Consider the following 24,734-nt stretch of genomic DNA (forward strand, 5'->3'; position numbering starts at 1 on the left):
CGGTCACCGCCGCCGAAGTCAGACCGGTCGGCGCAGGACCCGGTGCGCTGTCGGGTTGCCCCGGGCCTGGCTCCGCTGTGCAGCCGGGCTGCTTCGTTCACCGCAGGCCTCGGCCATCCCGGGGGAGTGCGTGACGACTGCGCTGCAGGAAGTCGCGCTCGGCCGCGTTCTCGGTGCGGGCGAGCGCCTTCTCGTACGCCAGGGCAGCCTCCGCGTGGCGGTCGAGGCGGCGGAGCAGGTCGGCACGGATGGCGTGGAACACGTGGTACCGGTCGAGGTCGAGGCCGTCGACGAGGGCGAGTGCCTCCTCCGGCCCCTCGACCTCGGCCACCGCGACCGCGCGGTTGAGGGCCACGACGGGGCTCGGGTCGAGGGAGAGCAACTGGTCGTACAGCTGAAGGATCTGCCGCCAGTCGGTGGCCGCCGCGGTCGGAGCGTCGCCGTGGACGGCATTGATCGCCGCCTGGATCTGGTACGGGCCCGGCTGATTGCGGCGCAGGCACCGCCGGACGAGGGCGTGGCCTTCGGCGATGAGACCGCGGTCCCAGCGACTGCGGTCCTGGTCGGCCAGCAGCACGAGGTTGCCGTCCGGCCCGGTGCGGGCGGCGCGGCGCGATGCGGTCAGCAGCATGAGGGCGAGCAGCCCGACGACCTCGGGCTCGTCGGGCATGAGCTCGGCGAGCAGCCGTCCGAGGCGGATCGCCTCCCGGCAGAGGTCGTCGCGGACCAGCGCCTCACCCGAGCTGGCCGTGTAGCCCTCGTTGAAGATGAGGTAGACGACGGCCAGCACGGCCCGGAGACGGTCGGGGAGGTCGGCGTCGGTAGGGATCCGATACGGGATCTGCGCGTCGCGGATCTTGCCCTTGGCCCGGACGATCCGCTGCGCCATGGTCGGCTCGGCGACCAGGAAGGCATGGGCGATCTCCGCGGTGGTGAGCCCGCCGAGGAGCCGGAGTGTCAGGGCGACCTGGGCCGCGGGGGCGAGCGCGGGGTGGCAGCAGGTGAAGATCAGGCGAAGCCGGTCGTCGCGCACGGGTCCCTCCTCGGCCGGTGCGTCCCCGGCGCGCAGCAGTGCGGCCTGGGCCTGCCGGTCCTCACGGGACGCCTCCCGGCGGAGGCGGTCGACCGCCCGGTTGCGGGCGGTGGTGATGATCCATCCCGCCGGGCTCGGGGGCAGCCCGGCCGACGGCCACCGCTCAGCCGCCGTGGTGAACGCGTCCTGGACCGCTTCCTCGGCGACGTCGATGTCGCCGAAGACGCGGACCAGGACGGCGACCGCACGGCCGTACTCCTCGCGGAACACACCGGAGATGTCGGATGCGGTCGCCTTCGGCATGCGGGACGTCACCCACAGGACCCGTGCTGAAACGGCCTGACCTCGATGGGAAGCGTGGTGGCGCGGGCGAGCTTGCGGCCCCATGCGAGCGCGGCGTCGAGGTCGGGCGCCTGGATGACGGTAAAGCCACCGAGGTGCTCCTTGCCCTCGATGTACGGCCCGTCGGTCGTGAGCATCTCGTTGTCCTTGAGCCGCACCACGGTGGACGTGCTCGGCGCATGCAGGCCCCCGGCGAACACCCAGACGCCGGCCGCTCTGAGCTCGGCATTCAGGGCCTCGACGTCCCGCATGATCGGCTCCAGGAATTCCGGCGGCGGCGGGGTCCCGTCCCCGTCGGGCTGGTAGATGCTGAGCAGGTAGTGCGTCATGGTGTGCCTCCTTGGCCGGGCGTTCCGCCGGCGCCTCGCCGGCGTCTCACCCTCTATACGAATGACCTCGCCCCGGATCGACACCGGGCCACGACCGGCCGGCAAGTTTTTTGCGACCGCTCCGACAGCGGGGGAGGAGGCGACCTCCCCTCCCAGCTTGAGGCCTCGGCCGGAACACCGGAGCGGATGGCCTGACCAGGGCCGACACATCCCTCGGCCCGTACGTCACACATTCGTCGGCGTCGTAGGAGGTGTGCAGGCGGAGCACCCGTGTCCGCGGTATCAGCCGCCCGCAGCCCTTCCCTTGCCGCGTGCCTTTGGGGGAATGCGGGCCCGTACACGTTCGAAGGCCCCTTCGAGGTGATACCACGTTGGGGTATGCGCGAAGGCCGGGAGCCCGTCCCTCGCGCGGCAGGCGTCCCTCTTCCGGCCCTCGGGCACGGGAGGGGTGGGAGGTGGTGGCGGCCAAGTGCGGAACCGATCCGGCAGCGAGCGTGGCCGTTCCCTCGCCGCCCATGGGGTCGAGGCGCGGCGGCGCAGGAACGGCATGCAGCGTCCGGCTCGCGGGGCGCGAGCCGTAGGCCTGCGCCGGCCGGTGGGGGGCACGCCGGATCGCCGACCGTGGGAGGCCGCCGAGGTCTCTCCGTCGCTGCGGGTGGCGGCGGCGTACGGATGGCGTCTGATCATTGTGGGTGCGGCCGTCTACGCGATCTTTGCCGCGCTGGGGCGGTTCCAGCTGGTGACGCTGGCGGTGTTCCTGGCCTTGGTGCTGACGGCCCTTCTGGGGCCGTTGGTCGGTCTGCTGAACCGCTGGATGCCGCGGTCTGTGGCGGTCGCGGCCGGTCTGCTGATCGGCATCGTGCTGCTCTTCGGTGTCCTGAGCCTGATCGGGGCGAATGTCGCCGGTGAGTGGGAAGGGCTGCGCCGGGAGTTCGTCGGTGGTGTGGCCAGGATCGAGCGGTGGCTCCAGGGCCCACCGTTCCGTCTGCGTGCGGGGACGCTCTCGGATCTGCAGGCACGGGTGTCGCGGTTCGTGTCGAGCCATCGTGCGAGTCTGATCAACACCGCGCTGAGCGGCGTGGGCCAGCTGTTGGAAGTGCTGACGGTGGGGGTGCTGGCACTGTTCTGTTCGGTTTTCTTTCTGCATTCGGGCGACCGGATGTGGAATTGGTTCGGCGGTCAGCTGCCGGGGCGCGGGCGCCATCCCCTACGTCTCGCGGGGCGTGCCGCATGGGTGACCTTCACCGGCTACACCCGCGGGATCGTGGTGGTTGCCGCGATCAACGCGGTTCTGGTGGGAGTAGGGCTCTTCGTCCTGGGGGTACCCCTCGCCGTTCCCCTGGCCGTGCTGGAGTTCTTCGCCGCATTCATCCCGCTGGTGGGTTCGCCCGTGGCGCTGGCCGTGGCCGCCGTGGTGGCACTGGCCGCCAAGGGGCCGCTGGTGGCCGCGGTCGTCGTGCTGCTGATCGTGGTCATCGGCCAGATCGAAGGCCATGTGCTGCACCCCCTCGTGATGAGCCGGGCCGTCCGTCTGCATCCGGTGGTGGTGGCGCTCGCGGTCATCTGCGGCAGCGTCACGGCGGGCGTGCCCGGCGCGGTCGTCGCCGTACCACTGGTCTCCGTGGCCTGGTCCGTGTACGGCGTACTGCGCGCAAACCCGACCCCGGCCCCGCCCTCAACCTCCCCGGGGCGCTGAACGAGTCGCCTCTCGACTCTCGACGACAACGGTCCTGCCGCCCCGTCACGACGACCCGCAGCACGACAGCCCAGGCACGACATCCCAGGCACGACACCCCACGAGCGGCTCGCTGGGCCGGCAAGGGGGCGCCGGGCACGGACGGGCGCCCCGCCACGGCGGTCAAGCAGCAACTGCTACGAACCGTCCCGGCTTTGAAGTCCTGGTGCACTGTGTGAAGATCGCACGTTGCGGCGGTGGGGGAAATCAGTGCGGTCAAAGGACGGGTAGTGGGTAAGTCGGTCTGGTCGGGTGCAACGGAGAAGTCCGTTGCTGCACATGAGGGGTGGGGGTTGCGGCCGCACGGACTGGTGGATCTGCGGGGCCCGGGGGATGTTCCGGCTGTGTTGTCGTATCCCGCCGGAGCGGTGGTGGTGGTCTCCGGATTGCCGGGGAGCGGTAAGAGCACCTTGCTGCGACGTTGGTCCACGGCGGCCTCCGTTGTTGACCCGCGCATCGTTCATGTCGCCTGTGAGGCGGCGATGCCGGCCCGGGTGCCGTACGCGGTGTACCGGCCTTGGGCGCGGTGGAAGTACTTCCGGTGGTTGCGTACGGCGGTACGCGACGGGGAGCCGTTGCTGGTCCACGATTGCGGTGGCCGGCCGTGGATGCGCCGGTGGCTGGCCAGAAGCGCCGGACGTCAGGGACGCGAACTGCACCTGGTACTGCTGGACGTAGGGGTGGCCGAGGCGTTGTCGGGCCAGAAAGCGCGGGGCAGGTGGGCCCCGCGGCGCGCCTTCGTCCGACATCGCAGAGGCCTCGACCGGTTGCTCGGTGCGTTGTCCGGACCCGGCGCGGCACAGTCGGGCGGCCCACGGGCTGCCGCCGACGACACTGACGCCGCTTCAACGCATACCGTCAGGCTCCCGAAGCAGTCCGTACAACCGGCGACCCCGGCCGCTGATCCGGTGCGGGAAGCGATATCAGTGGTCTTGCTGGACCGCAGTTCACGAGAGCACGTGGCGGCGGTGGAGTTCGTTCCCGCGCCGGCCCGGTCGCGTCCGCCCCTGACGGATGGCGGAACATCAGCCAAGCCCGCTTGAACCCGCCCCCTTCCCTCGCGAGTCTTGAGCACAGCAAGGTCGCTCTTCTGCGCCTGGACGCTTGGCCCCTCCGCATCCGGACGAGAAGGCCGCGACAGGAGATGGCCTGGCCGCGACGTGTCCGGGCCTGGTCCGTCGGATGACGTGGTCACTGGACGGACCAGGGGGACTGGGGGACCGGGAGGCCTTGCGCCGGGCGCCGTCCGCTGCGGCGGTGGGCACCGGCATGCGGCCGAGCGGGGCAGGGTGAACCGGGCAGTGCCGCCCTCGCCCACCGAACCCACGGACCTGCACCACTCTCGCCCACAGCCGGACGCATCCCGGCGGGGCTGGTTTGCGGCTGGTGTGAGGTGCAAGGCACTCTTGCGTCATGTCATATGTGAGGCTCGAAGCCTGGATCGGTGGAGAGTGGCTGGAAGTGGACGCCGTGAGCGTCACCGTAATGGACTCTGCACTGACCCTCTCCTTCGAACCCCAACGAAGCGAGTCGGGGTACCGGAGCCTCATCTGGGAGCCCCTGGAGAACTTTCTCAGGGAGTACCGCGAAGAGCCGCTCGTGGTGGTGCCGCTGGGGCGCAACTTGCCGGTGATGTTCGGCCCCGGTGCCGCGGGTCCCTTCCGGCTGGCGGAGACACCGGGCAAGTGACCGCCGCCTGCCGGTGGATTCACCGCCCTTTGTAGCCTACGAGCGCCAGGGGGCCAGGACCGCGGCGACGGCACCGCCGGTCCCGCGAGGAACGGCCGGACGAGGTGTGCTGGTAGCTGAGGTTGATCACGCCCAGCACGCTCGCCTGGGCTGGATGGATACCGCCCTCGCCCGCGTGCCCCGCGCCGCTACAAACGCCTGGTCCCACTCACCACAGAGGGCAGGATCGAAGACGATGCATCGGTTGGCGTGAGAGCGCTCGACCGTGCAGGGGTCCCTACGATCGCTCCGTGGACGAGTACCGACAGCTGATGGAACAGCTTGAAACGGCATGGACGACGCTGACCGGCGCTGATGCACGTCAGCGAGAGGTCTGGGCTGACAGTCTTGACGATCTCCTGCAGTCGGCCTATTTGACGCAGGCTGACGCCGGGCGAGTCGTCAGATGGCTGGTCCAGTGGGCGGTGTCCGACATGGACTACGCGGTGCGGGAGTCCGCCCTGCACGCGGTGTCTGAGGCCGGAGTTCAGTACGAGCTTCCCTACACGGCCCTCGCACCGCTGGCTGCCGATATCGACTCCTTTGAGCCTCTGCTGCTGGAGTATGTGCTGTGCAGCCTGTCGGCAACTCATGACAAGCGTGCACTGCGAGCTGGCGAGCCGTTCCTTACTCATCCTGACGCCGGAGTGCGCGAGGAGGCGGCGCTTGCGATGGCTGAGCTTCGCGAGACCAGCGGCAGATCCGCTGCACCCTGAGACGCCGCCTGGGTGTACTGGCGGTAGCGGAGCAGAGCGCCGGCGGCCAGAGGCCTTGGGCCACGGCGGGCGATGCGCGGCACGATCTGCCGACGCCGCACCCAGCCGGGGAGGTGCTCGAGGTCGTCGCCCTTGTCCGCGCGTAGCCCCGCCGGGCGGCGCCAGGGCCCGTACGCAAGCGGATCGGCGGGATGCGCGAGCCGTGGCCGATCAAGATGTGTCTAAGTGAGCCCGCTTTGTGCCTTGCTGAACAGCACACCCTCGGAATAGAAAAACACCGCGCTGCTGCTTCCGTCGGCGCCGTAGCACGTCCAGGTGATGGGATAGCTGTCGGCGACCTTTTCGCTGTCCTGTTGGCAGGTGCTGGCATAGGCGAACAAGGTTTTCTCCCTGCTGCCGGCCTTGAGCTTCTCGTATTCGGCGAGGGTCAGCGGGTCGCTGGTGGCGGAGCTGCCTTGGTAGGCGCCGGCAATCACGAGAAGGCCGAGTATGCAGCCGCCGGCTATCGCGCTCTTCTTCACGGGTGGAATTGTCCTTTTACGGGTGGATCGGTGAAGCAGCGGGCTTGGGGCCTGAGCCGTGTTTTTCGGATCAACGCGGATCAGCCCGCGACGCCCGGCACGGCCTCTGGGCGGGGAGGGACACGGACTGCTCGGGCACGGCGACACCTTTCTGCGGACGGGGACGGGGACGGGGACGGGGACGGCGGACGGCGGACGGCGGACGAGCCGGTAGAGGGGAGTCTATGTCGCGCGCAAACCTAAGAGGTGTCCCGTAACCGCGCTCATGAGTGAGATCGTGGTGGCTGCCGCAACGCCACAGGGAGTGGGTCTCATCCATGGCCAACGGCGGCATCGATGAGACACGGGTGCGATCCCTGTTGCGTGAGCAGCATCCGGATCTTGCAGGACTGGGTCTGCGTCGTGTGGCCGCCGGCTGGGACAATCAACTGTGGTGCCTCGGGGGCGAGTTGGCCGTGCGTCTGCCGCGCACGCCACGCGCCCCGTCTCTTCTCCGCAACGAGCAGCAGTGGCTGCCCGCCCTGGCCCCGCGGCTTCCGCTCCCGGTACCGACCCCTGTGCGGATCGGCGAACCATCTGCCCGCTTCCCGAAGCCGTGGACCGTCATGACATGGGTTCCCGGCGAACCAGGCGACCGCGCCTCGATCAGTCGCGACGACCATGCGGCCGACAACTTGGCAGCCTTCCTCAGGGCGCTCCATCGGAATGCTCCCAGCGAGGCACCGGCGAATCCGAACCGCGGCGTTTCCCTCGGTACGCTCACGCCCGAGTTCGACCGGAAATTCCACGCCATTGCCTCCGACGGCCTCGCCTCCGACGTCCGAGTCGTCTGGGATGCGGCCATTGCGGCTCCCGAGTGGGAGAGCCCGCCGGTATGGCTTCACGGCGACCTGCATCCTGCCAATGTCGTCATCTCGGACGGGACGCTCTCAGGCGTGATCGACTTCGATGAACTTTGCGCCGGCGATCCGGCGACGGATCTCGCGGCCGCCTGGTTGCTCCTTCCCGCAGGCGCGGCCGCACGATTCCTCGACGCGTACGCAACTGCGGACGAGGCAATGATCCAGCGGGCGCGAGGGTGGGCTGCCCTGCGCGCAGTTTCCCTCATCGGCATCGGTCAGGCCTGGGAGCGGGGCCTCCCCGGCGGCCGGCCGACATGGGAACTCGCGGGCCGGACGGCGCTTGATCGTGTTCTGACATCCAATTGAGGACTGTCCCGTGAGTGATCTCTGAGACGCCGGACGCCCTGCTCGTCCGTCTGCCAGCCGCCAAGCCTGCACTGACCAGCGATTACGGGACAACTCCTGGCGCCCCACTGACGAGAAGAGCCGGGGCCGCGCATGCGGGTGGGGACGCGGACTCGCGCCCCCACCCCCGGCAGCCGGTCAGTACGCTTCCGTGCACACGATGTTGCCGTTCCGCCGGTGAAGACAGCCCCAGGCCTTGATCCCCTTGTCGTTGACCATGGCGGTGTACGCGGAGGACCGGCCGGATGCCACCGTTTTCGCGTAACAGGACTTGTGCCGACAGGCACCGCCCTTGTTCCGCGCCTCGATACGGTCACCGCCCCGTGCGTGGGTGACCCGGACCCACGCTGCCCGGCAGGCCGAGCTGTAGCGCAGCTCAATCAGGGGACCGATCTCGGCGCTGCGGCGGACAGTGCGCGCATGGCGGTCGCAGCCGGTGCTCACGGGGCTCTTCCCCGTACAACCGCTGCCGGTGCAGTGCGCCGCGACCGCGGCGGGAGCCGCGTTCCCGGGGACGGCCCCGGACATGGCCAACAGCACGGAGGCGGCTCCGGTGACCGCGAGACGTAGGACAGTGCGCATGGTGGTTTCCTCTCTCCCCGTCACTTGTAGGTGATGTCCCAGTGGCTGCTTTCCCGGGCGTAGATGTTGCCCGCGGAGGACTTGTACATGGGCGCTCCGTCCCCGCGCTTGCCGGCGTACCGGAACGTGTGCTTGATGTACTTCGTGACGCAACCGGTGGGAGAGATGTCCACCTTGTAGCCGTTCCAGTGGCTGTACCGGCCTGATGCATGGCCGGTCTCGGTGCCGCCGGTGAGGGTGACCGCGCACCGGCTGGCCCGCTTGAAGGTGATGATCCCCTTGACGGTGCCGGAGTTGATGCGGGTGAACGAGGTGCATCGCCGGTTGTTGCGGTTCGAGCAGTGACCGCTGGAGGTCCAGGTGATACCGGCCGCCCGCAACTTGCTCGCGGCTTGCGCATGCGTCAGCTTCGAACCGCTGGCGGCCGCGGTCCCGGCGGTGACGACGGGCGCGGCGATTGCAACCGCGGCCAGAACGGCGACGAGGCCGCGCCGAGCGGACAGATGGGTGGACATAGCCGGGTTCCCTTCGTGACGACAGTTCGAGGCGAGGGGCGGTGGGCTCCACTCCCGGTTGGGGGCTGCGCCGTACGGGAAGTCCGTCGACAGGACGGCCGTTACTGGCAGCGCGGGGCCTCCCGTCTCGCCGCACCGATCATGTCCACGGGGCGGCCGACGGAACACAGTCACCGGCCGGCTGGGGATCTCGCGGGACGCTGTGGCCGCTGAGCTGCTGGGACGCCACGGTCCGTGAGGCGATCGTGGGACGCCGATCATGGGACGTCGAATGCCGAATGCCGAATGCCTTCGCCATGCGATCCGTGCCCGTCAGCTCGAACGAGTACCGGACCCGTACCGCGGCGGCGAGGCCGGCGACTATGCCACTGCCCCTTGAGTAGTTGGTGTGCCGGTGAGGGGACCGAGGCGCGTGATCGAGGACCGAAGTGCGCGATCGCGGCTGTGCCCGGACGGCAGCTGCCCGGCTCATTCGGTTACCGCGTGAGGCAAGTCCAGCTCCGACCGGCCGCCGAGTTGTCGGGGAGTGCGGAGCGCGGCGCCCTGCCGCAGGCCGTCCGGTCCGCAAGCGGTACAGCGATGGGATTTTTGGGGCGCTCCGAGCCCCGGCCGTCCGCGGATCGGGCACGTCGTCGGCGCAGGCTCGCGACAGCCATGAGCAGTACACCGCCGGTAACCCTTGCGGCGTCTGGATGCGTGTACGAGGTGTCGTGTTTGTGCTGGTGGGCGCGGGGGAGTGTGCGCCTGGCGTGGTGTGGTTGTGTATATGTCTGTGTTTTGTAACACCAAACCGGATTTCTTCCGTCAAGGCATGACGAGGCGTCACTGTGTGGGTGCCCGGTCAAACCGGCCGGGTATCCGGTTTCCGGCACCTGATTGTGGGTGCCGTATCCAGGGGGTTTTCGTGCTCCGTAACACTTCGCGTATCGCCGCCGCGGTCCTCGGCTCCGCGGCTCTGGCGGCCACCGCCGTCCTCCCGGCGGCCGCGGCCGGCCACGGCCACGGCCACGGCCACGCTCCGGCTCCGCGTCACCGCTCCGCAGTGGTGCTCGGTGCGATCCAGTACGACAGCCCCGGGCGGGACGACCACTCCAACCGGAGCCTGAACGCCGAGTACGTGACCGTGAAGAACACCGGCCGTATGCCGGTCAACCTGCGTGGCTGGAGCCTGTCGGATCGCGCCGGCCACACCTACCGCTTCGGCACCTTCCGTCTGGACGGTCACCGCCAGGTTCGTGTCCACACAGGTATCGGTCGTAACAACCGCTGGGACGTCTTCCAGGACCGTCGTGACTACGTATGGGACAACCACCGGGGCACCGCGGTCCTGAGCAACGATCACCGCAGGATCGTTGACACCGAAAGCTGGGGCCACGGTCACCGCCACTGACCAGCCCTAGCGGGTCGGTGAGAGGTGGCGTCGCCTCGCCGGCCACACGGTGCGCCGCAGGTTCCTGCACCTGCGGCGCACTGCCATGTTCCGGCTCCCCGCCATTCCGTACCGGGGGCGGAGCATTCGTCGAAGGCTGCGCTGAGGACATCGAGTACTGCCGGGCATCGTGCCCCTCGATGCGGTGGCGGGGGATGATGTGGATGTGGACGAGTCCCGTCTTGAACGGACGGCCACGGGGGACGGTGCGATCTCGGCGAAACGGCCGCGTAAAGCGAGGAGTTCAGCCGACGCGCAGCCGTCCGCAACGCTCGCCGTCGAGCCAGTCGTCCCGCTCGTACTCCACGATGAGCGCAGCCGACAGCTGGTCCCTGACGGTCGGCTTCATACGGCCGCAGGCCGTGCTGAAGTCGCACACCGCCTCATCATCGCCGCCGGCGAGCAGCGGCAAGAGGGCTTGGCCGCTGTTGCCCGACCGGATGCTGACGAGCTCCGCGACCTGACCTGCAAGGCGAGAACACCACCCTCAGACAAAGGGTCCGCCAGCTCACCGCCGATATCCGCACCCTCGACGAGCAGCTCAAGGCCGCCCGCTCCAACCTGCGCTTCCAGGACCGCCGCATGGCCGACCTGGAGGCACAGATCGCTGATCCTGGATCAACAACCTGACCCTGCCAGGCTGGGGCCCGCGGTTGTCAGTGCTGCGGGTCATACTCGTGCTGCGGCGCCGCCCGGGCACCGCAGCACGAGGGGAGCGACATGGCTGAGGTGCTGGTTTTCCACCACGGGCACGGACTGACCGCTGGCGTCCGCGAGTTCGCCGAGCAGCTGCGACGGGCCGGACACACCGTCCATGCCCCGGACCTGTTCGAGGGGCAGGTATTCGACCGCCTCGAGGAGGGCATCGACTACGCCGAGAGGGTCGGGTTCGGCACAGTCATCGCGCGCGGAACCGCCATCGCTGAGGGGCTAACTGCGGAGCTCGTCTACCTCGGGTTCTCACTTGGCGTCCTGCCGGCGCAGAAGCTGGCCCAGACCCGCCCGGGCACGAAGGGCGCGTTGTTGCTCGAGGCATGCGTCCCGGTCTCGGAGTTCGGCGGTGCCTGGCCCCAGGGCGTCCCAGTCCAGGTCCACGGCATGGACTCAGACCCGTTCTTCTCCGGTGAGGGCGATGTGGACGCGGCCCGCGAGCTCGTCGAGACGGCGGCGGATGCTGAGCTGTTCCTCTACTCCGGCGACAGGCACCTGTTCACCGACAGCAGCCTGCCGTCGCACGACGAGCACGCTGCAACGCAGGCCACCCACCGGGTGCTCGGCTTCCTCGACCACATTAAATAGCCAACCGAAGCGGGATCAACAACCTGAGCCTGTCGCCCTGCCCACCCCTCGGGACCACCAGGGCGAGTGACAGCAACGGCCTCAACTCGCCGTCGCGGAGATGTAGTCTATGAATCGTCGCAGTTCAGAGCCGGTACGCGAGCTCCTGCGGCCGGTAAAGTGCACTGGCATCTATCCACTCATGGCGAGGTTGTGCATTCGGGCGATGGCACTGGCGGACCAGAACACGCCGTCGCCCCTGCGTCGGCAGTCCCGCAGGACCTTCCAATTCTTCATCCGCGAGAACACGACGTGCTCGACCCTGGCCCGGACCTTGCGATGACTGCGGTTGTGGTCGGCGCTCCAGCCGGTGACCTCGGCCTGGCCGGGGGCACGTCGGTGAGGGATCAGGCAGCCGGTGCCCCGGTAGGCGCCGTCTGCCAGGACGAACGCGTCGCCGCACGCCTGGTCGATCCCGGATTCGGTATACGCCCGGCAGTCGTTGCGGCTGCCCGATAGCGGCCGGCCGACCGTGATCACCATCCGGGTGTCGGCGTGGATGAGGACCTGCAGGTTGGTGGAGAACCGGTAGTTCTTGGACGACGCGGCCATCGTCCGGTCGCGGGTCGGTACCAGGGTGCCGTCCACGATCACCACCTCGTCCGCCTCAGGCCTGGCCCGCGGCGGGTCCAGCGCCACGAGCGGACTGTGACGGTCGACGATCCGGTGCGCGGCGGCCGACGAGACATCGAATAGGGGTCCCAGCTGCCGCATGGTGAGGTCGTCCGCAGATACAAAGCGACTATCAAAACCCTGTCCTCCAGCGACAGCGCCCAGGGTCGGCCGGGTCGGGACGGGGCCAATGCGAGCCCGTGACGACGGCGGACCACACGCAACAGCTTCCGGAACTGCCCGACGCTCAACCCCGTGAAGACGGACACCAGTAAGTCACGCGGCCCATCGGACACGTCCCAGGACAGGCAGGCGTACGGGAACATCGGCGGACCGTATTCCAGTTGGGTTGGCGCCGGGCCCGGGAGCCTTCAAGGGTGGAGGTGCGGTGCCGCCTCCTCATGACGCCGTTCGGCTCTCCCGTTCGGCGAGGGATGCATCAAGCAGCTGGATGCGTCGCTGGACGGGTCAGCGGCAGAGCCGCAAAGCACTCACCGTCGCCCGACGAAAAGAGGAGGCAGGGACCGAGGCACCCCTGCCAGGATGGCCGCCTCATCCTGACCGGAAGGGACCGAAGATCGCCATGGGCCGTGCCATCACCCTGATTCGCTCCGACTCTCTGTCCGACGTCGCCGAGTATGCCTACGCGGCCGCGGCGCCTGCCGGGGCTCGGCTCATCTTCCTCGCCGGCGCGTGTCCGCTCAACGAGGACGGCTCCACAGCTGCGATCGGGGATTATGCGGGCCAGGCGGCAAAGGCTGTTGAGAACCTGCAGGTTGCCCTCGCCGCCGCCGGTGCGTCATTGCAGGACGTCATCAGCACACGGGTTCTCGTTGCCTCCTCCCGGAGAGAAGACCTGGTGACCAGCTGGGAAGTGGTCCGGGACTCCTTCGGCGACCACGATGTCCCCAGCACACTGATGGGCGTCACCGTGCTCGGCTACACCGACCAGTTGGTGGAGATCGAGGCCATCGCTGCCGTTCTTGATGCGTAGTCACTCGATCGTCCCTGTCGGCCATGCCGTATGGGGCAGGGAGAACGTCAGCGCAACTGCTCGATCCCGCTGCCTGCTCGCTGCCCGGCATCCGCCGACGGTGACAAAGGCCTGCCTTGGTGACAACAACTGTCGTGCTTCGGTCCAGGTGTGTGCGTGCTCAACGTGCGCCCTTCCTCGGGAGCGTCAGAAGTCCAGCTCGACGTAGTCGATGTCGGTGAACTCCACCACGAGCCCGTCGGCACGGCGCCCGTGATCCTTGAAATAGATCTCCTGCAGGCCTTCGGCGGCGATGTGCTGCAGCTGCTGTTCGGTGGCACCCGACGCCTGGGCCTCGAAGAGGCGGGCCGCGTAGGCGGGTGGGAGGTGTTGGGTGATGAGGCGGATCCGGCCGTCGTCGGTGGTGCCGGGCGCGGCGGTGAACCCGAACCGGGCTCGCGTCTCGATGACGATGCCGCCGGTACGGGCCGCGTTCTTCTTCGCCTTGTCGCGTACCCGGGGCTGCCACCGCTTGCGAACCTCGCGCTCTATGCGGGCCGCGAGGTCCTTGCGGGGCCGTTTGATCTGGGCCTTGAGGTAGCGCTCGATCGTGCGCTGGGAGACGCCCAGGAGCTGCGCGACTGCCCTGGTGGATCCCCTCTCCTGCTTGACCAGGAACCGTACCTGGGCGCCGGCGGATTTCGGGATCGGGCGGGTGGCGGTGTTCGCCGCGGCCTTGTCGAGGCTGTCGCCGAGGATGCCCATCGTGTGCCCCTACTCTCCGCTGTCGGGGGCGTCGTCGCCCTTGATGTGGCGGGCCGGGTTGATCCGGTCGTCCTCGATCGTCTGGGCGAGCCAGAGGAAGTCCCGGGTGCCTTCGTGCTTGACCATGCCGGGGCTGACGCCGAGGCGGAACCCTCCGGGCAGCGGCTTGCCCTCGGCGGTGCGGGGCATGAAGTCCAGCGGGCCGGGGCCGTGGGACAGGTAGACGGCGCAGTCGGACAGGATTGCCACCGGGAAGAGACCGGCCCTCGCCCATGCCATGAGTTTGCGGTGCTCGTTGGTGCGCACCTTGCCGATCAGCTCTGCCCTGGCGTGCGGGCTCCAGGTGGGGCGGGAGAGGGCGGGCCAGGGCTCACCGAATTTGTAGGCGATGCTCTGCGGGCGTTCCCGTAGCTTGCCGATGCCGCCCTTGACGGTCGACTTGATGGCCGACAGGACGGCCGCCTGACCCGGGTCGACGCTCCTGTGGCGTTCCATCGCGGCGAGGAAGTCCTCGTCGGTCATGCCGGTGGTGACGCCCAGGTCGGCCATGGTGGCGATATAGGCGTTGCGCAGGTGGGTGTACCAGGCGTCGAAGTAGGCGGCATGCTCGTATCGGACGTACGCCTCCGCTGGCGCCACGTCGTAGCCGAGCTCCACCGCGTAGGCGACGGTCGATGTCGCGTACCAGGCAGGACCCGTCGGCCGGATCCCCTTGGGAGTGAAGGGATTTGGCAGGCGTGGGTCGGTCTCGATGTGGGAGAGGTCGACGAGCCAGGAACCGGGCAGCTTCGGCTCGAACGCCGGGTTCTGCACATGGGTTGCCGGGCCGGTGCCGATGACGAGACGGTTGGCGGCGGCGGCAAAGGCCATATTGACGTCGATGCCGACCGCGTGGGTGTAGCCCTGGGTGCACTCCTCATCGGTGAGGGGGCGGAACCAGTCGTACGCCTCCTCGTCGATGACCTGGTCCGGGGTGCGCACGTGGTGGCGGGGATAGTGGGCGGCGACGAGCGGGTGCTCGGCGGGAGCCTCGGGCGGCGCGGGGTCGACCGGCTCGGTCAGCGAGCCCGGGTTCGGCCCGGACACCCAGGAGCCGGTGGCCGCGTCCTTCACCGCTCGGGTCGGCGGGCGCAGCGCGCTCATCAGCTCCAGGCCGCAGACGGCCGTGGAGCCACGCGGGGTCAGGACGCGGGTGGCGTACGTGCCGAGGAGCGCGGCGACGTCGGCCGGCGGCAGCTGGCCCGTGTCGCCCCAGGAACGGGTGTCGAGGGCGCCCCAGGGCAGGATCGCGAACTGCACGCAGTGTCGTTTGCCGCGCTCGGCGGGACGGTAGATCCGGGCCCAGGGGCCGAACCCGCGCTTGGTCAGCTTCCACTTGGCCTTGGCCAGTTGCTTGAGGACCTTGTGGTCCTCCGGGAGCCGCAGGCCGCGCCGGTCCTCCAGGACGGCCGGGAGCCCGAGTCGTTCGACGGCGGCGTCGGTGAGGACGATCAGCGGGTCGGCGTCCTTGCCGTTGCGGTGGAGCCTGGCAGCGCCCAGCTGCGCTTCGGTCAGGGCCCAGTCGACCAGCGCGGGGAGGGTTTTGGCCGGACAGTCCAGCACCAGGCCACCGACGCAGTACGCCGATCCGTCCCCGTCCAGTACCGCGAGTGGGCCGTGGGCGAAGCGCGGGTCGGCCTCGGCCGGGGCCGGCTTCTTCGCCGCAGCCTGCTTCGCGGCCGGGCGCCTCGACGTCGACGGCCTGGTGGCGGGCGCTGTCTCGGGTTCGGGGATGGGTGCTTCTGCCGCAGGGGACGGGGCGGGCGAGGCCGGCTGTTCCGACGCCGACGCCGACGTCGAGGTCGGCGCCGCGTGCTGTGCGGCCCAGCCCTCCAGCAGCCGCTGATACGCCTGCAGTCGGGGCGGTCGGGGCTCGCTGCGGCCGTGCTCCCAGTTCTTCACCGTCTGCGGTGTCGTGCGCAGCACCTGGGCCAGCCGGGCCTGCGTCACACCGGCCGCATCCCGGAGTCGGGCCCGCTCCGCCGGTGACGGCAGCTGCGGTTCGCCCTCCAGCAGTGCGTCGACCGCCGCGAACAGCTCTTCCTCGCTGGGCATGCTTCACCTCCGCCCCGAGGCTAGCATAATTTACCGTTGAATTTAGCCTTAATTTTATCCAATAAGTGCTGGTTGGGGGCGGAGTCCCCGTACCCGTGTGATGCCCTCGACATCCCGTCTGCAGGGGGCAATGGGCGTGCTGCGCCGGCGGGTAAGGCGGTCGGCGGACCGGATCTGTTGATTCGTCAGGCGGAAGGTGCCGCGCGCTCTGTGCGATTGCCGGGTGGTCGCTCGGTCGGCTGCACGGGTAGTTGTGCCGGGGGTGATCGGGGTACCTGCTAGGGGCCGCGGGTTTGCGCCCCCGCGTGCTCGCGGACCCTGCACATCCGAGAAACGGCAATCTGAGGGAGCCATTGTGAAGTTCGGTGTGTCAACCTTCATCACCGACCAGGGCATCGCGCCCGCCCCACTCGGGCGCGCGGTCGAGCAGCGAGGACTTGACTCCTTGCTCATCGCCGAGCACACCCACATCCCGGTGGACCGTCGCTCGCCGTACCCGGGCGGCGGTGAGCTGCCGGAGATCTACTACCGCACCCTCGACCCGTTCGTCGCGCTCAGCGCGGCCGCCGCGGTGAGCGAGCGGATCCTGCTGGGCACCGGCATCGCACTGGTGGCCCAGCGCGACCCGATCATCACGGCCAAGGAGGTGGCCTCCTTGGACCTTGTCTCCGGTGGGCGGGCCGTCTTCGGCATCGGGGTCGGCTGGAACAAGGAAGAGATGGAGAACCACGGGACGGACCCGCGCACCCGGGGCCGTCTCGCCGACGAGCGGCTGCGGGCCATGCGCGAGCTGTGGACGAAGGACAAGGCCGAGTTCCACGGCGAGTTCGTCGACTTCGACCCGGTCTACTCCTGGCCGAAGCCGGTGCAGCGCCCGCACCCACCCATCTACGTGGGTGGCGGGGAGGCAGCCTTCCAGCGGGTGGCTGCCTTCGGTGACGCCTGGCTGGCCAATAGCCTGCCGCCCGAGGAGCTGGGCCCGAAGATCGACCGCATGCGCAGCATCGCGGGTCGGGACGTGCCGGTGACCGTCTACGCGGTGGCGAAGGATCCGGAGATCATCGAGCAGTACACAGGGCTCGGTGTGGAGCGGCTGTTGTTCTACCTGCCCACGATGCCGGAGGCCGAGACGCTGGCGTATCTCGACGAGCTCGCCGACGTCGCGCAGCGCTTCCGGTGAGCCGTAGGGGCTCGCAGTGCCGAGGATGACGAGCGGTCAGGCCCGGGAGCACTTCGCCCTGGCCCGGATCGCCCGGCTCGCGACCGTCGACGGCGCCGGCCGCCCGCACCTGGTCCCCGCGGTCTTCGCCCTCACCGGCGACACCGTGGTCTTCGCCGTGGACCACAAGCCGAAGCAGTCGGTCCGGTTGAAGCGGCTGGCCAATATCCGTGCCCATCCCGAGGTGTGCCTCCTCGTCGACGACTACGACGAGGACTGGGACCGTTTGTGGTGGGCGCGGGCGGATGGCACGGCCGTGGTGCTGCCACCGGCTGAGGAATCGGCGGCGTCGGCACGGTATGCGGGCCTGCTGGCCCGGAAGTACCGGCAGTACGCCGACCGCCCGCCGGCCGGACCTGTGGTGGAAATCGCGGTGGGCCGGTGGTCGGGGTGGCGCGCCACCTGACCGGCCTTTCCTTGCCGCCGGGGCACGGACCGTGACCTTCAGGCGCGACGTGCGCCCATCGACCCGTGCGGGCGCGAACCTCGCCGGCGCCCGCGCCCGCGCGTTTTGGCTGCGATACGCGGGGCACACGCCCTGTAGTCCCCGGCTGGCCTCCCCCGTCCAGCCGGGGACTCCTGTTTCCGACGCCGGTCGGTGGTCCGAGCCGCAGCTGCCTCCCCTTCTCCTCCCGTCGGGTGCGCGGGGCGCTGCCGTGCCCTCGGAACCGCTTTCGGTACCTCGGACCTCCGGACGGGTTACTGGAGGGAAACCTCAGATCTCGCGCAAACCTTGCAGCTCAGCGTTGATCCTCCGGTCGAGCGGTGCCAGGGTTTCGGGAATCCCTCGCAAACATCACAGTGAAGTCGTGGAGGCCCTATGGCTGTCCGTCGTGCCGCTGTCGTCGCCGCGTCAGCGGCTGCGCTCAGTCTTTCCCTGCTGACCACCTCATGCCAGGTCAACGGCGCCGCATCGGCCGCCGACTCCAAGGAGCAGCCACCCGCGAAGAAGGCCGTGGCCACCGGCAGCGGTGGCGCGGTCTCCAGTGTCAATCCATACGCCTCCCGGGCAGGGCTGGAGGTGTTGCGCAAGGGAGGCAACGCGGTGGACGCGGCGGTGGCAACCGCCTCCGCGCTCGGTGTGGTTGAGCCCTACTCGGCAGGAGTGGGAGGTGGCGGCTACATGGTCTTCTACGACGCCAAGGCCAAGAAGGTGCGCACCATCGACGGCCGGGAGACCGCTCCGCACAGCATGCGCTCGGACTCCTTCCTCGACCCTTCGACCGGCAAGCCCCTCCCCACCGAGGACGCGATCAACTCGGGCCTGTCCGTCGGCGTCCCGGGCACTCCGGCCACATGGCAGAAGGCCCTCAAGGACTGGGGCACGGTCTCCCTGGCGAAGGCCCTGCGCCCGGCCACCCGGATCGCCGACGACGGCTTTGTGGTCAACGACGAGTTCCGGGCCCAGACGGCCATGAACGAGAAGCGGTTCCGCGACTTCAAGTCCACCACCGACCTGTTCCTGCCCAAGGGCAAGCTCCCGGTGGTCGGCTCACGCTTCCGCAATCCTGATCTCGCCCGGACCTATCGGCAGCTCGCCCGTGAAGGCGTCGATGCGCTCTACCACGGCGCGGTGGGGCGCGATGTGGTGCGGACCGTCCGGAAGCCGCCGATAGCTCCCGGCTCCCAGCACAAGGCCCGCCCCGGCCTCATGAAGACGGCCGATCTGGCCGACTACACGGCCAAACGCAGGGAACCGACCCGGACCACGTACCACGGTAGGGACGTCTACTCCATGGGGCCGTCGTCGGCCGGTGGCACCACGGTGGGGGAGGCGCTCAACATCCTGGACAATTTCCACCTCTCCAAGGCCGACAAGACCCAGGCCCTTCATCATTACCTGGAGGCCAGCCGGATCTCCTTCGCGGATCGCAACCGCTGGGTAGGCGACCCGGCGTTCTCGGATGTCCCCACCAAGCCGCTGCTCTCCAAGGAGTTCGCCAAGGACCGGGCCTGTCTGATCCGTTCCGACAAGGCGCTGACCAGCCCGCTGGCTCCCGCCGACCCGCGCCACCCGGGTTCGGGCTGTGACCGGAAGACCGGCAACAAGCAACCGCACGAAGGGCCGTCGACCACTCATCTGGTGGCCTCGGACCGCTGGGGCAATGTCGTCTCCTACACCCTGACGATCGAGCAGACCGGTGGCTCGGCCATCACCGTGCCCGGACGCGGATTCCTCCTCAACAATGAGCTGACCGACTTCGACTTCGCTCCGATCACCAAGGGGACGCCGGACCCGAACCTGCCGGGCCCCGGCAAGCGTCCGCGCAGCAGCATGTCGCCGACGATCATCCTGCGGGACGGCAAGCCGATGATGGCTGTCGGCTCTCCGGGCGGCGCCACGATCATCACCACGGTGCTGCAGACCCTGGTCAACCGTCTTGACCTCGGTATGTCGCTACCGGCTGCGGTCGCCGCACCGCGTCTCTCGCAGCGGAACCAGACAGCGACGGAAGCCGAACCGGCCTTCCTCGACTCGCCCGAACGCAAGAAGCTGGAAGCCATGGGCCACCAGTTCGTCCTGGCCCCGAAGGCCTTCACTCCGTCACCGGAGATCGGAGCGGTGGCAGCCCTGGAGTTCCTGCAGCAGGGCAAGGTCAGGGCGGTGGCCGAACCCAAGCGCCGTGGTGGCGGTTCGGCCATGGTGCTCAACGAATCCCGCTGAAGCCCGTCCCCTCCGGGGCATGCCCCGGAGGGGATCGCGCCGTGGGAGGTGGCCGCGCCACGGCCCCGCGCCTGCCGGCCGCGTTCCCGTCCGCACCGAGGCATCCCGTGGAGCATCCCGCGCCGGACATCCCCTTCCGGCGCCGTGGCACCGGGGTCCGGCCCCGCGCCGGACAAGCCACCGCAGGCGTCAGGGCTGGTCGAGGGCGTCCGTAGCGAGCCACCCAAACCGACGACGAGCGCCGGGCGCGTCATGGTGGACTCCTTGCGCTGCCTTTGCCAACAACCGTAGGCCCACACGTGTTGACTTGAGGGTGCGGTCGTAGCAATATGACAACAAGCGTTGGCCAACGAGCGTTGACCGACTTGCTGCGACTGTATTGGATACGACCATGAATGCCGCCGCGCTCCCCGACCGCACAGAGGTTGCCATCGTCGGCGCCGGCCCGACCGGGCTCGCGCTCGCCGTCACGCTCGCTTCCGCCGGCATCGACTTCGTCATCGTGGACCGGCTGGCCGAGGGAGCGAACACCTCCCGCGCCGCCGTAGTGCACGCCCGCACCCTGGAGGTGCTCGGCGAACTGGGCGCCGCACAGGAGCTGATTGCACGCGGTGTCCAGGTAGCGCGGTTCGCCGTCCGCGATGGTTCCCGCAAGCTGCTCACCGTCCCGTTCGACGGCCTGCCCACGCCATACCCGTACACGCTGATGGTTCCCCAATACGAAACCGAGAGCGTGCTGCTCGCCCGGCTGCGGGCCCTTGGCGGTGAGGTGCACCGACCGTACGAGGTCGGTTCGGTGGTCCAGGGCGAGGACGGCGTGACGCTCACCATGAGCAACGGGGAGACCCTGCGCGCCGGGTATGCCGTAGGCGCCGACGGCATGCACAGCGCTGTACGGGAGGCGTCGGGTATCGGATTCACCGGCAGCGCGTACGCCGAGTCGTTCGTCCTCGCCGACGTCCTGATGGACTGGGCCCCGGGTCGCAGCGAGGTGTCCCTCACCTTCGGCGCCGCCGGTCTCGCCGTCGTCGCCCCGCTCCCGGACGGCCACTACCGCGTCGTCGTCACCGTGGACGACGCACCCGCCCGGCCCACTCTCGACTTCGTCCAGCAGCTGCTGGACGAGCGCACCCCCGGCCTGGCCCGAGTCAGCGGTCTCGTCTGGGCCTCCCGCTTCCGCGTCCACCACCGGGTCGCCGACCACTACCGCGCAGGCCGTCTCTTCCTCGCGGGCGACGCGGCCCATGTGCACAGCCCTGCGGGCGGCCAGGGGATGAACACCGGCATCCAGGACGGCTATGCCCTCGGCCGGGCCTTCGCCACCGGGCACCTGGACGGCTACGAGGCACAGCGCCGCCCGGTCGCCCAGCGGGTGGTCGCCTTCACCGACCGGATGACCCGGATGGCCACCACACGCAGCGCGCCGGCCCGCACCGCCCGCAACATCGCGCTTCCCCTCCTCGGCCGGCTGGGCCTGCGTACCAAGATCGCCACCGAACTCGCCGGGATCAACTATCGATAAATCACCTGGAGTTCCTCGCTCCTTACCTCCCGGGCGGGCGGTGAGTCACCCCCGCGTTACCTCACGCCGGCCGCCATGCCGCACGTGGCCGAGTGGTGCCCGCCATCGCCACAGCCACGACAGGGCGAGTCACGATGCCCAGCCTCACGTCAATATCACCACTCAAACTCACCGACCCTGGCCCCTGTCGCCTCCGTCTGTGGCGCAGATGCCCCCCTCAGTGATCACAATTGCTGGCGGGCCACACGGTTCACCTCCTACGATTGCCTTACCCGGGGGAGGAGTTGGGCCACGTGGCGCGCAGAAACACACCTTCAGGACAGGTGTCAGAACGGTCTTCAGGGAATCGGATCGAGGCCGCTGTGGCCTGGGTCATCAGGCACTTCGACGGGGTCGTGGCCATTTCCGGCGCCATGGTCGTCGGCCTGATGGACATCTTCAGCGATGCCGTCTCGGACAATGTCACCTCCGGTGCGACCCTTCTGGTGCTGGCCGCGCTGGTCTTCGGGTCGCTCACCGAGCGACGGCGGCGGGTCGCCGACATCCGCGAGGCGACGACCGGCACACAGAAGGCGCTGGAGGACCTCGCCATGGTGCGGTCGCTGTCCGGAACCGAGGTCCGGCGGGCGCTGGACGAGGCCCGCCAGAACACCGACCGCTGGGTGTTCAAGGGCGGCACCGGCACGTATCTGCGCGCTGTCACGCTCCCCGAGTGCGTACGGAAGGCGCAGGAGCAGCGCCGCTCCCTCACGATGAAGATCGACATCGTCAACCCGGCGGACGCACAGGCCTGTGAGGCGTACGCCCGCTTCCGGCGGACGTTCGACGGCGGGCAGGCGGACACGGCACAGCGGCGGACCTGGAGCGCCGAGCGCACCCGCAAGGAGTCGTATGCCACCGTCCTGGCCGCCTGCTGGCACAAGCAGCGGCTGGACGTCCTGGAGATCGACGTCCATCTGTCCTCCGTGGTCCCGACCCTCCGGTTCGACCTGACCGACTCGTGCCTGATCATCACTCAGGACGATCTGCGCCGGGTCAACCTCCTCGTGGACCGAGGGCGTCCGCTGTACGACTACTACCTCACCGAGCTGCACCAGGCCCGGGAACAGGCGGTCGCCCTCAACCTGCACCACGCGGCGCCGCTCAGCGACGAGCCCACGGTGGACGAGGCGCGCCAGCTCTTCGAGAGGCTGGACCTCGCGCTCCCCTCCACCGTCACCGACACGGACGTCGGCGAGATCATCGACAAGGCGCTGCACGCGGAGAACCCGTATCGGAGTTGACCTCCCTCTGGATTTCCTGCTCCATGGCCGACTGCGGAAGGGAGGACCCTTGCCGACCGACACCAGCTCCACCGGCACGGCCCGAGGCATTTCCTCGCTTCAGCCGGTCCGGGAGGTGCCCGCCGGCCGAGCAGGTCTGCGAGGGGCGCAGGCCCGCGATCCGCTACCCGCCACCGGTCACCGCGAAGTCCGCCACACCCAGCCCGGCACCCGTCCGGTCCCGGGCTTCCTCAAGCGGCTCGGACCGGACGGCGCCGGCGACGAAGTCCGCCTGCCGACGCCCGTCCGATCCGCGCCCGTCCGATCCGCGCCCGTCCGAACCGCGCCAAGGGGTGCTGCCGGTAAGGAAGATGCGGTCGGGTGCGTGCGCGCTTCGGGGGGCCTGCGCCGGTACCACAGGGTCATCCCCGCCGGGGCCCGCAGCTCCCTCCGGCCCGAAGACCGCATCCAGCGGGAGGTCAGGTGAGCCGCCGAAGGCGACATCCCATGGACTATCGCATGCTCGAACGGATCATTGGGCGGGGTGGAGGGACCGACACACTCTTCGGCGCGGCCGTCGCCGCGCTGGAGGATGTCACCTCGGGGCGGCGTGCCCTGAGCGCCGTACACCACCCGCTCGGCTTCTTCTGCCTGCCGGTGCTGCGCGACGGGGACCAAGGCGTCTGTGTGCATGTCTTCGAGCCCGGCGCGAGCGACCCTGTGGAACTCACCACCTCGCCCATGCACTGCCACAGCTGGGAGTTGACCAGCTTCGTGCTCTACGGCGAGGTCGGGAACCTGCGGATCGGGGTGCGCCGGGATCCCGCGGAGCCCACCCACCGCGTCTTCCAGGTGCACAGCAACCCCTCCGGGGTGGACGAGATCCGGCCGACTTCGCGCCTGGTCCGTTGCGAGCCCGGCCCCGAGCAGACCAGCGCCCGCGGGCAGGTCTACCGCCTGCCGGCAGGTGCGTTCCACAGCACGGTCGTCCCGAGCGGCAGCGCCGCGGCCACCCTCGTGCTCGGCCGTTCGCTCCCTCGGCACACTGACCTGTCCCTCGGACCGGTGGATGGCACCGGGCACCGGGTGGTACGACAGACATGCGACGCCGCACAGACCGCCCGGACGGCGCGGTCCGCCCTCAGGAGGATCCATGGGCATCACCCGGAATGACCCGGCCGTCCCGCAGGACGCTCCAGGACCGTCCGCTGCAGGGCCGTTCGCACCGGAGGCGTTCGCGACGGCGCCGTTCGCAGCCGAGCAGCAGCTGGCCGTCGCCACCGTACGGGAGGCCGGCGCACTGGTGCGCTCGCGCTTCCAGGACGAGTACGGCATCCAGCCGAAGGGCGACCAGGGCGATGTGGTCACCGACCTTGATCTGCTGGCCGAGCGGCTCGTCGTGCAGCGTATCCACGAACACTTCCCGCACGACCGGATCCTGGCCGAGGAGTCGGGAATCCTGGACGGCGACGGCGGGTCCGCGCCGGGTCCGCGCAGGATGTGGCTGGTCGACCCGCTCGACGGGAGCAACAACGTCGTCATCGGCCTGCCCGCCTACGTCGTCGGCGTCGCCCTGTGCGTCGACGACGAGCCGGTGGTCGGCGTCATCCACGACCCGGTCACCGACCGGACCTGGTCGGCCCTGACCGGCTGCGGGGCGTACGGCCCGCACGGGCGGATGACAGGACCCACCGGCCCGCTCGCGGCTTCCGGGCCGCTGCTCGCCTGGACCCAGGGGCACGCCGTCGCCCGCGACGACCCGGCCGCGCGCACCCTCAAATCGGCTCTGGAGGTCCGCTCCCGCCGCCTGCTGCAGCTGTGGGCGCCACTGCTGACCTGGTCGATGCTGGCCCGTGGCGACATCGACGGGTTCGTCGGCTACCGGGCTGAGGCCATCGACTTCCCCGCCGGTGCGCTGCTCGCCGCGGAGGCGGGGATGGAGATCCGGTCCCTGGACGGCGGCCCGTTCCAGGGATCCATCGCCGGGCCCGACACCGACCGCAGTTTTGTCGCCGGCCGGCCGGAGGACATCCCGTACCTGCTCGACCTGGTCAGCCGGAGTTAGGCCGTCGACCGCGTTCGCTAAGGGGTGCCGTCAAACTTCCTG

General features: G+C 69.4%; 23 protein-coding genes and 2 pseudogenes. 15 read left to right on the forward strand and 10 right to left on the reverse strand.

What is annotated here, in order from left to right; all coding sequences use genetic code 11:
• Positions 1 to 97: 97 nt before the first annotated feature.
• Together ACGFWI_RS08680 and ACGFWI_RS08685 are read right to left on the reverse strand one after the other, a co-directional pair.
• Positions 98 to 1,336 carry an RNA polymerase sigma factor gene (locus tag ACGFWI_RS08680; protein WP_393905182.1) on the reverse strand — a complete coding sequence of 413 codons (1,239 nt, stop codon included), beginning with the start codon at positions 1,334 to 1,336 and terminating at the stop codon, positions 98 to 100.
• A gap of 8 nt (positions 1,337 to 1,344) precedes the next feature.
• On the reverse strand, positions 1,345 to 1,704 hold the full coding sequence (locus ACGFWI_RS08685) for a YciI family protein (protein WP_393905183.1): 360 nt from the start codon (positions 1,702 to 1,704) through the stop codon (positions 1,345 to 1,347).
• Positions 1,705 to 2,173: 469 nt separating this feature from the next.
• Between ACGFWI_RS08685 and ACGFWI_RS08690 the strand changes: the two genes are divergently transcribed.
• The 4 genes from ACGFWI_RS08690 (at position 2,174) to ACGFWI_RS08705 (ending at position 5,883) form a co-directional block, all read left to right on the forward strand.
• Positions 2,174 to 3,400, forward strand: a complete 1,227-nt coding sequence (locus ACGFWI_RS08690) for an AI-2E family transporter (protein WP_393905184.1) — start codon at positions 2,174 to 2,176, stop codon at positions 3,398 to 3,400.
• A 413-nt stretch (positions 3,401 to 3,813) separates the two neighbouring features.
• Complete coding sequence (locus ACGFWI_RS08695; protein WP_393905245.1) at positions 3,814 to 4,482, forward strand: AAA family ATPase; 669 nt, start codon at positions 3,814 to 3,816, stop codon at positions 4,480 to 4,482.
• Positions 4,483 to 4,852: 370 nt separating this feature from the next.
• Entirely contained in the window at positions 4,853 to 5,128 is a 276-nt protein-coding gene (locus ACGFWI_RS08700) for a hypothetical protein (protein ID WP_393905185.1), read from the forward strand.
• A 290-nt stretch (positions 5,129 to 5,418) separates the two neighbouring features.
• Positions 5,419 to 5,883: a hypothetical protein gene (locus ACGFWI_RS08705; protein WP_393905186.1), complete on the forward strand. Its 465-nt coding sequence runs from the start codon at positions 5,419 to 5,421 to the stop codon at positions 5,881 to 5,883.
• A 59-nt stretch (positions 5,884 to 5,942) separates the two neighbouring features.
• Here the strand turns inward: ACGFWI_RS08705 and ACGFWI_RS08710 are convergent.
• Positions 5,943 to 6,050: pseudogene (locus tag ACGFWI_RS08710) on the reverse strand (IS5/IS1182 family transposase); the annotation flags it as partial.
• 54 nt (positions 6,051 to 6,104) lie between these two features.
• Complete coding sequence (locus tag ACGFWI_RS08715) at positions 6,105 to 6,404, reverse strand: hypothetical protein (RefSeq protein WP_393905187.1); 300 nt, start codon at positions 6,402 to 6,404, stop codon at positions 6,105 to 6,107.
• 317 nt (positions 6,405 to 6,721) lie between these two features.
• Here ACGFWI_RS08715 and ACGFWI_RS08720 point away from each other — a divergent pair, with 317 nt between their 5' ends.
• Complete coding sequence (locus ACGFWI_RS08720; RefSeq protein ID WP_393905188.1) at positions 6,722 to 7,612, forward strand: aminoglycoside phosphotransferase family protein; 891 nt, start codon at positions 6,722 to 6,724, stop codon at positions 7,610 to 7,612.
• Positions 7,613 to 7,789: 177 nt separating this feature from the next.
• Here ACGFWI_RS08720 and ACGFWI_RS08725 read toward each other — a convergent pair whose 3' ends face one another.
• Together ACGFWI_RS08725 and ACGFWI_RS08730 are read right to left on the reverse strand one after the other, a co-directional pair.
• Entirely contained in the window at positions 7,790 to 8,233 is a 444-nt protein-coding gene (locus tag ACGFWI_RS08725; RefSeq protein ID WP_393905189.1) for a DUF2690 domain-containing protein, read from the reverse strand.
• 20 nt (positions 8,234 to 8,253) lie between these two features.
• A complete protein-coding gene (locus tag ACGFWI_RS08730) occupies positions 8,254 to 8,748 on the reverse strand; it encodes a hypothetical protein (protein ID WP_393905190.1) in 495 nt (164 codons plus the stop codon).
• Between the two features lie 904 nt (positions 8,749 to 9,652).
• Between ACGFWI_RS08730 and ACGFWI_RS08735 the strand changes: the two genes are divergently transcribed.
• A complete protein-coding gene (locus ACGFWI_RS08735) occupies positions 9,653 to 10,138 on the forward strand; it encodes a lamin tail domain-containing protein (protein WP_393905191.1) in 486 nt (161 codons plus the stop codon).
• Positions 10,139 to 10,421: 283 nt separating this feature from the next.
• Here ACGFWI_RS08735 and ACGFWI_RS08740 read toward each other — a convergent pair whose 3' ends face one another.
• Positions 10,422 to 10,556: a hypothetical protein gene (locus ACGFWI_RS08740; protein WP_393905192.1), complete on the reverse strand. Its 135-nt coding sequence runs from the start codon at positions 10,554 to 10,556 to the stop codon at positions 10,422 to 10,424.
• A gap of 341 nt (positions 10,557 to 10,897) precedes the next feature.
• On the opposite strand from ACGFWI_RS08740, the gene ACGFWI_RS08745 reads away from it, so the two are divergent.
• Positions 10,898 to 11,476, forward strand: a complete 579-nt coding sequence (locus tag ACGFWI_RS08745) for a dienelactone hydrolase family protein (RefSeq protein WP_393905193.1) — start codon at positions 10,898 to 10,900, stop codon at positions 11,474 to 11,476.
• A 171-nt stretch (positions 11,477 to 11,647) separates the two neighbouring features.
• On the opposite strand, the pseudogene ACGFWI_RS08750 reads toward ACGFWI_RS08745, so the two are convergent.
• A pseudogene (locus ACGFWI_RS08750) lies at positions 11,648 to 12,453 on the reverse strand (transposase).
• A gap of 257 nt (positions 12,454 to 12,710) precedes the next feature.
• Between ACGFWI_RS08750 and ACGFWI_RS08755 the strand changes: the two are divergent.
• A complete protein-coding gene (locus ACGFWI_RS08755; protein ID WP_393905194.1) occupies positions 12,711 to 13,121 on the forward strand; it encodes a RidA family protein in 411 nt (136 codons plus the stop codon).
• Between the two features lie 186 nt (positions 13,122 to 13,307).
• Here ACGFWI_RS08755 and tpg read toward each other — a convergent pair whose 3' ends face one another.
• Together tpg and tap are read right to left on the reverse strand one after the other, a co-directional pair.
• Positions 13,308 to 13,865, reverse strand: coding sequence for a telomere-protecting terminal protein Tpg (gene tpg / locus ACGFWI_RS08760; RefSeq protein ID WP_393905195.1), 558 nt, complete (start codon positions 13,863 to 13,865; stop codon positions 13,308 to 13,310).
• A 9-nt stretch (positions 13,866 to 13,874) separates the two neighbouring features.
• Positions 13,875 to 15,959, reverse strand: a complete 2,085-nt coding sequence (gene tap / locus ACGFWI_RS08765) for a telomere-associated protein Tap (protein ID WP_393905196.1) — start codon at positions 15,957 to 15,959, stop codon at positions 13,875 to 13,877.
• A gap of 355 nt (positions 15,960 to 16,314) precedes the next feature.
• On the opposite strand from tap, the gene ACGFWI_RS08770 reads away from it, so the two are divergent.
• From ACGFWI_RS08770 to ACGFWI_RS08800, 7 genes are all read left to right on the forward strand, one after another.
• Positions 16,315 to 17,139: an LLM class F420-dependent oxidoreductase gene (locus ACGFWI_RS08770; protein WP_393905197.1), complete on the forward strand. Its 825-nt coding sequence runs from the start codon at positions 16,315 to 16,317 to the stop codon at positions 17,137 to 17,139.
• A 16-nt stretch (positions 17,140 to 17,155) separates the two neighbouring features.
• Positions 17,156 to 17,584 (forward strand): TIGR03668 family PPOX class F420-dependent oxidoreductase, encoded by a 429-nt coding sequence (locus tag ACGFWI_RS08775; RefSeq protein WP_393905198.1) that lies wholly within the window; start codon positions 17,156 to 17,158, stop codon positions 17,582 to 17,584.
• A gap of 414 nt (positions 17,585 to 17,998) precedes the next feature.
• Positions 17,999 to 19,843 carry a gamma-glutamyltransferase gene (gene ggt, locus ACGFWI_RS08780; RefSeq protein ID WP_393905199.1) on the forward strand — a complete coding sequence of 615 codons (1,845 nt, stop codon included), beginning with the start codon at positions 17,999 to 18,001 and terminating at the stop codon, positions 19,841 to 19,843.
• 391 nt (positions 19,844 to 20,234) lie between these two features.
• A complete protein-coding gene (locus ACGFWI_RS08785) occupies positions 20,235 to 21,365 on the forward strand; it encodes an FAD-dependent oxidoreductase (protein WP_393905200.1) in 1,131 nt (376 codons plus the stop codon).
• Positions 21,366 to 21,727: 362 nt separating this feature from the next.
• Positions 21,728 to 22,648 carry a hypothetical protein gene (locus ACGFWI_RS08790; protein ID WP_393905201.1) on the forward strand — a complete coding sequence of 307 codons (921 nt, stop codon included), beginning with the start codon at positions 21,728 to 21,730 and terminating at the stop codon, positions 22,646 to 22,648.
• Between the two features lie 486 nt (positions 22,649 to 23,134).
• The gene (locus ACGFWI_RS08795; RefSeq protein ID WP_393905202.1) at positions 23,135 to 23,800 is read left to right on the forward strand and encodes a hypothetical protein; all 666 of its coding nucleotides are present in this window, start codon (positions 23,135 to 23,137) and stop codon (positions 23,798 to 23,800) included.
• A complete protein-coding gene (locus ACGFWI_RS08800) occupies positions 23,781 to 24,692 on the forward strand; it encodes an inositol monophosphatase family protein (RefSeq protein WP_393905203.1) in 912 nt (303 codons plus the stop codon). Before ACGFWI_RS08795 ends, ACGFWI_RS08800 begins: the two co-directional genes overlap by 20 nt.
• The last annotated feature ends 42 nt before the right edge of the window (positions 24,693 to 24,734 follow it).

Source organism: Streptomyces sp. NPDC048434 (assembly GCF_043200375.1).
Taxonomy (GTDB): Bacteria; Actinomycetota; Actinomycetes; order Streptomycetales; family Streptomycetaceae; genus Streptomyces.

Excerpts from the sequence above, each read along its gene's own strand:
- ACGFWI_RS08680 (WP_393905182.1), bottom strand. The coding sequence starts at position 1,336 with ATGCCGAAGGCGACCGCATCCGACATCTCCGGTGTGTTCCGCGAGGAG.
- ACGFWI_RS08685 (WP_393905183.1), bottom strand. The coding sequence starts at position 1,704 with ATGACGCACTACCTGCTCAGCATCTACCAGCCCGACGGGGACGGGACC.
- ACGFWI_RS08700 (WP_393905185.1), top strand. The coding sequence starts at position 4,853 with ATGTCATATGTGAGGCTCGAAGCCTGGATCGGTGGAGAGTGGCTGGAA.
- ACGFWI_RS08720 (WP_393905188.1), top strand. The coding sequence starts at position 6,722 with ATGGCCAACGGCGGCATCGATGAGACACGGGTGCGATCCCTGTTGCGT.
- ACGFWI_RS08725 (WP_393905189.1), bottom strand. The coding sequence starts at position 8,233 with ATGCGCACTGTCCTACGTCTCGCGGTCACCGGAGCCGCCTCCGTGCTG.
- ACGFWI_RS08730 (WP_393905190.1), bottom strand. The coding sequence starts at position 8,748 with ATGTCCACCCATCTGTCCGCTCGGCGCGGCCTCGTCGCCGTTCTGGCC.
- ACGFWI_RS08745 (WP_393905193.1), top strand. The coding sequence starts at position 10,898 with ATGGCTGAGGTGCTGGTTTTCCACCACGGGCACGGACTGACCGCTGGC.
- ACGFWI_RS08755 (WP_393905194.1), top strand. The coding sequence starts at position 12,711 with ATGGGCCGTGCCATCACCCTGATTCGCTCCGACTCTCTGTCCGACGTC.
- tpg (WP_393905195.1), bottom strand. The coding sequence starts at position 13,865 with ATGGGCATCCTCGGCGACAGCCTCGACAAGGCCGCGGCGAACACCGCC.
- tap (WP_393905196.1), bottom strand. The coding sequence starts at position 15,959 with ATGCCCAGCGAGGAAGAGCTGTTCGCGGCGGTCGACGCACTGCTGGAG.
- ggt (WP_393905199.1), top strand. The coding sequence starts at position 17,999 with ATGGCTGTCCGTCGTGCCGCTGTCGTCGCCGCGTCAGCGGCTGCGCTC.
- ACGFWI_RS08785 (WP_393905200.1), top strand. The coding sequence starts at position 20,235 with ATGAATGCCGCCGCGCTCCCCGACCGCACAGAGGTTGCCATCGTCGGC.
- ACGFWI_RS08795 (WP_393905202.1), top strand. The coding sequence starts at position 23,135 with ATGGACTATCGCATGCTCGAACGGATCATTGGGCGGGGTGGAGGGACC.
- ACGFWI_RS08800 (WP_393905203.1), top strand. The coding sequence starts at position 23,781 with ATGGGCATCACCCGGAATGACCCGGCCGTCCCGCAGGACGCTCCAGGA.